Origin of the sequence: Streptomyces sp. NPDC019531 (assembly GCF_044903305.1) — a bacterium.
In the GTDB taxonomy this organism is placed as follows: Bacteria; Actinomycetota; Actinomycetes; order Streptomycetales; family Streptomycetaceae; genus Streptomyces.
Window position 1 is genome coordinate 2,729 of the sequence record NZ_JBJDQL010000102.1, and the last position, 5,637, is coordinate 8,365.

1 protein-coding gene is annotated in these 5,637 nt (G+C 70.0%); it reads right to left on the minus strand.

Annotated elements, in window-relative coordinates:
* A partial coding sequence (locus ACI2L1_RS44625) for a hypothetical protein (protein WP_404745216.1) occupies positions 1-5,526 on the minus strand: 5,526 nt, incomplete at its 3' end.
* Between the last annotated feature and the right edge of the window lie 111 nt (positions 5,527-5,637).

A 5,637-nucleotide genomic window follows, 5' to 3' on the forward strand; every position in this document is an offset into this window, starting at 1 on the left:
ACCCCGCTGCCGGACCGTCCCCCTCAGCACCAGGCGGGAGGGCAGCCCGTCGTACGCCTCCTGCACCGTCTCGGCATCCACGGGGCCGTAGCCCGGAACCAACCGCTGCAGTTCCCGGGCCACCTCCGCACGCAGCATCTCAAGGTACCGGAGGGCAGAGGACTTCTCTTGGGCCTCGTCGGACGACGTCTGCCTCGCGACGCGTACCTCATCTGTGACAGAGTCCTGAGCGGATGGCGCATGGTTGTCGTCGGCCTGCTCCGCAAGGCTGGTCTCGCCGGTGCTGGGTCGTGGCGCGCGCGGTTGTGCGGGGATGTAGTGGCCACCGTCGTGTATGACGACAGCGAGCGGCATTTCGGCTTCCGGCCGCTGGCTGGCGTCGGTGTCGCCGCCATCGCCCATCGGCCTGTCGCCGCCGTAGAACGCGACTTCTCCGTCCGAGTTCACCAGCGCTATTCGGACGCCCAGTTCTCGGGCTGCCGCGGTGGACAGGACGCGGGCTATCAGGTCCGCGGGGACCTCACCGCCGGCTGCGTGTTCCGGGGCGAGTCGCAAGAGCCGGAACCGGTGGACCGGGTCCAGGTCGGCGTCTGAGATGGTCAACTTGTCGCCGCTCAGGGCAGCCTGTGTCCGCCGCGCTGGTGAGAGCGGTACGTCAGCGTCGAGCAGCAGGTGCAGCGGGAGCACGGCGTCGCCGTCCAGCGGCGGCAGCGTGTGTCCGAGGACGTCGGTGTCGGTGACGCGCAGGAAAAGCCACGTGGAGAACGCTTCCGCTGTTTCGGCATGGTCCGCAGCGGACCTCGCGAGCGCCGCCGGTGCCACGTGACGCAGGGCGAGCAGCAATGGGCCGGCGAAACCCCTGTCCGTCTGCGAGCGTTCGTTCAAAGACAGCATCAGCACCCTGCCGTCCAGCTCGGCGCTGTACGGCCCGGTGCGGCGGTAGGCACCTCGTCGCGACACGGTGGAGGACTTCGGGCCAGCCGATGCCTCGTCGGCCATCACCCCTCTCAGCTGTTTTTCGAGTTCGAACGCATCCTCTGCCGAAAGGTCTGACACCGAGTCGAGGATGTCCACGGCGACGTCGCGGTACCGCTCCACCCAGTCGGCGCCCCGGTCGTTGAGGGCATGCTCGTCCGGGAGCAAGCCGTCCCGGCCGAAGCCACGCAGTTCCTCCTCCCGTAGGGGGAGGATGCGTGAGTACCTGCGCCACCCAGGCTCGGTGTGCAGTTCGGGCTCCACCGGCCGACCCTGCTGCGCCAGTTCGTCGAACAGCGCCTGGCAGCCCTGGAGTACCTGGTTGGTGGACGGCAGCGCTCCGATCAGCGCCAGACGCACCAAGCCCAGGTCGACGGGTAGCGTCCACCGGTCGCGCATCTCGACGGCATACCGCATCAATTGGTAGGCGATGCCCGCCTCCCTTGCGGGGGCCGACTCCGGCATGTATCCGGTGCTGAAGCCGAAGGCCCATGCCGTCACGCGCCGGCCTCCGCCGTCCGATGGCTGGGCCGACCACCTGGGGGTGGTGAGCGGTGCCGGCGCCTCGAACGTCCCGAGCAACTCGGCGAGGAGCCCGGTCTCCAGGGCCCGGTGCAGCGCGGAGAAGTTCTCTCGGATGCCGACCGGTTCGAGCGGACCGCCCAGGGCTACCAGTTCCGTCAACGTCAACCGGTCGCGGACCGCACCTACCAGCAGCGCCAGCTGTGCGACCGCCTCTTCGTCCTCGGCGGCGTAAGCACTGATCCGGTTCTCGAAGTGCTCAGCGTCCTCCCGGTAGCGAGTGGCGGCGAGGACCGCCTCCGTGGTGTTCTGGGACAGCTGTGGCTCCGACCACCGCCTGGCCTTGACGCCCGAGGCCCGGTCGACGAGCCTGCCCAGCATCTGTGCTCCGAACTGCGCTGCGGTGCGCACCCGCGGCGCCGATCGGGTGAGGGCGGATCCGGTCGTGCTTGCCAGGCGGGACAGGCGCAGTTGGACTGTGCTGAGGGCGATGTGCTTGACCTTGGCCCGCTCGGCCAGGGCGAACAGCTCCAGCCGGTGCGCCTGCGTCACGGGCTCCTGCGAGGCCAGGCCGAACACCTTGCGAGCCAGAGGGGCGAGCTCCCCGGACGACAGTGGCTCGGACTGGCCGTACTCCTTGCGCAGCACGTCGGCCAGCTGGCGTCCCACGGCCAGGGGGAGCGCCCGGGGCAATCCGCTCTCGCCGGTGGCGTCTCGGACGAATTCGATCAGCTGACGCGTACGGAGGGCCTCTGCCGGGTTGACGGAGCCACCGGTGTACCTCTGGTCGAACCGGTCGCTCTTGGGCTTGCGCACGCCGGCCGCCTCGGCGAGGCCGGCCAATTCCCCGATGGTCAGCGAGAGCTCGCCTGCGAAGGCTCCGTCCGTGGAGGTCTCGAACTCCACCGCAGAATCGAGCGATCCGTCCGTGCTGCCCTGCCAGACCTCGCGGTCGGTGCGCAGCCGGAAGTCCTGGATCAGTTCGAAGTGGTGGGTGCGCAGGGTGCCGCCGCCCGGCAACGGGTCCTGCTCCTGACGAGCGCGGAGGCGCTCGTCGAGGGTGCGCCGGAAGAAGTCCAAGGCGGTGTCGGCGCGCGTAGCGGCGACCTGCAGGGATTCGTCCGGGTGGACCAGAGCCGTGTACTTGATCGTGGGCGGCTCCATCCCCTGGCCGACCCGCCACAGGCCCATCCTGGCGGTGTCGTCCGCGAGGTTGGTCAGGCGCTCGCGGTGGGTGTCGTTGAGGCCTTCCGGCGCCCCGGCGACGACGGCCACTCCGATCTTGGTACGGCTGTGGCCGCCCTTGACGAGCGCGACCAGCGGGTTGCTGAACACGGAGCCGTCGCCGGCCCACCGATCGTAGAAGCTCTCGCCCAGGCTCCTTCCATGCATGGTGAAGAACCACAACTCGTTCGGGTCGCCGTAGGTGTCGACGGACAGCTTGCTCATGTCAGTGATGGCCGCGGTCATGGCACGGGTCTCGGTCTCCCGCAGCGCGTGCACCAACTCGGCCGGGTTCAGGACCGATGGTGGGGCGGCCTTTTCCAGAGCGGCGATCTCCGCGCGGGTGTCGCGGATGATCTGGAGTTGCCTGGCGAGCCGGAAGCGGAGGTCGGTGGGGACGGTCACGGTCTGCAGCCGGGCGGCCTCCGCGTCGAGGGTGTCGCCGTAGTGGGCGAGGTTGGCCTCGATCGCGTCGCGCATGTCCTGGTCGAAGTCGCGACGGGAAGAGAAGACCTGGAGGGCGATGTGGTGGTTCTCGTCACCAGCCACGACCGGCGCGAAGTGGTAGCCGGCGGTGGGCTGGATCAGTGGGGTGTCCTCGTCGGTGCCGTGTGCGTAATCCTCGTCGTAGAAGCGGAGATGATCCTCGACGCGGTGGGCCAGCGCCTGGATGACGTAGCCGTCGCCCGGCCGCTGCGCGATCGCAGCTTCGTTGACGCCGAGCCGCATGTTGAGCTCCTGCCAGCGGCGAGCCACCTCCGGATCGCGCCTGGCCCGGAACTGGGCCTGCCCGTACTCCTTTCCAACCGCTGGCCAGTCCTGCTCCATGGCGTCCCAGTACTTGCCGAGCAGATCGCGCCCCCACTCCACACTCAGTTCCGGGCTCGGCCCGTCGCCATTGTTCCCCTCCATCGCGTCCCCAGACTTGCCGAACAGATCGCGCCCCCACTCCACACTGAATTCCGGGACCGGTCCGTCGTCGTCCCGGCCAGCTGCGGCGAGTGCGTCCACCAGGCTCTGGGCGAGGTAGGCGGGGCCGGAGATCTCCCTGGCGCCCGCGAAGTTGGCGCGTGCGGTCTGGGTGGCACCCGTGCCTCCTTCCGCCGGGGGCCTGGTGTCATGCAGGACGAGGTGCCCGTGCTCTTCACCGAGCACTGTGGCGGAGAAGTCGCGGGTCAGCGAGGACTTCTCGCCCTCGATCCGGGGTGTGACCTTAAGCAGGCACCGTGTATCCCCGTCGTGGGCGAACTCGACGCGGGTGGAGGTGTCGATGATCAGCTTGACCTTGCCGCCGGCCAGGTCGATGTGTTTCTGCGACTCGGCGACAACGGCCTCGGTGGCGAAGAACTCACGGTTGGGCCTGCCGTGGGCGGCGATGGCAAGGTTTCCGTCTGCGGAGACCTCCAGGGCGGGGTGGTCCTCCACCTCCACCGGCTGCGCTGCCAGGAACGCCGGGAACGTCTCCCGGCTGCCGTCCGCCGGCACCGCCACCGTGCGGCTGGGCAGGCGGTAGGCCGAAGCGGCTTTGGCGAGTTTCTCGGCATCCGACGCGTCCTGCGTCCCCGCGAACGGCGACACCAGGGTGTAGTCGGTGACCAGCCGCTTGGGAAGGGCCGTGCCGTCGGCGAAGACCTCGCGCCGGCCCAGCACTCCCCGCAGGTCGGCCCCGCCGGGCGGGGCGAAGCCGCCCGGCGGCGTCTGCGGGGCGGCCGGGTGTGGTACGGCGGCCAGGTACCGTGCGTCCTCCCGAACGAGAAGGATCTCAGGTCCGGTGGCGGCTCCCAGCTGTCGGGCAGCCTCGATCCTGCCTTGCTCCGCGAGGGCGATCCGAAAGCCGAGCCGCCGACCCAGCAGGTCGACCACCGCCTCGCCGAGCAGCTGGTTTCGGCGGTCTCCCTGCCGGAGCAGCAGCCGGAACTGCTGGACCCGCGTCAGCGGTACGTCCCTGGCGTGGACCACGCCGCCCATCGCGATGGCATGGGTCTTCAGCTGCGGATCCGGTTCGACGCCCACGGCGGCCAACTGATCCGGTGTGAGCCGCGTGTCTGGCTCAAGGCTGGGGGCCGCGTCCGGCAGTTCGGAGTCGACGCTGACGGATTCGGCCCAGGCGTACACCGCGTCGGCGCTCTCGGCCAGCAGGGGTCCGGCCAGGTCCAGCCTCAGCGCGGTGCGCGCTTCGGCGAGCGGCCGCGGCGCCGAGTGCCGCAGGGCGTAGAGCAGGGCCTCGACCAGGCGTTCGCCGACACCGGCCACCTCGTGGAGGCTCTGGTCGGCCCCTTTGTACCGGACGTCCGGTCCCACGGCGGCCTGGCCCAAGCCCTCCTGGGGCTGCCCGGTCACCGGAGTGGTGCGCAGAGCGGCTCCCATCATCCGCCGGAGGGCGTGTGCGTCGGACATCCACGGAGCGGGCCCGGCGGGCGGCTGCAGGTCTTCTCGGCGCGGACGGAGGATCGCGCGGTCCAGGCCCGATCTTCCGTGGACGTGGTGGAAGACACGCGGCGGTTTGGGCGGCATCTCGATCGCGGTGAAGCGTTCGTACTCCTCTGCCGTGCCCGCGTTGACCGTCTCCTGCTTGAAAATGCGGAAGGGTCTGGCCAAGCCGAAGCGGTGCGTGGCGCTCTGGACCGGCGACTCCTGGTAGACGTGGGTCAGCAGCGGGCGCTCGCCCCCGGGCTCCGCAGCCTGTCCCGGGGAGTTCCAGCCTTGGGAGGGGAACTGCTCCGCCCCGGTGCCGGGGTTCGTGAGGGAGATCTCCTTTATCCGCTGGATGCTGTGCCCGCGGTCCGCGTCGCGCGCCTGAATCACCAGCTTGGTCCTGGGTGGCGTCTGCTGATCACGCAGCAGGCGACGGAGGTAGGCGCCCACCGCGCCGGCGCCGGCCTTTCTCAGGCCGGTGGGCGAGGCGGTGGTGAGGTG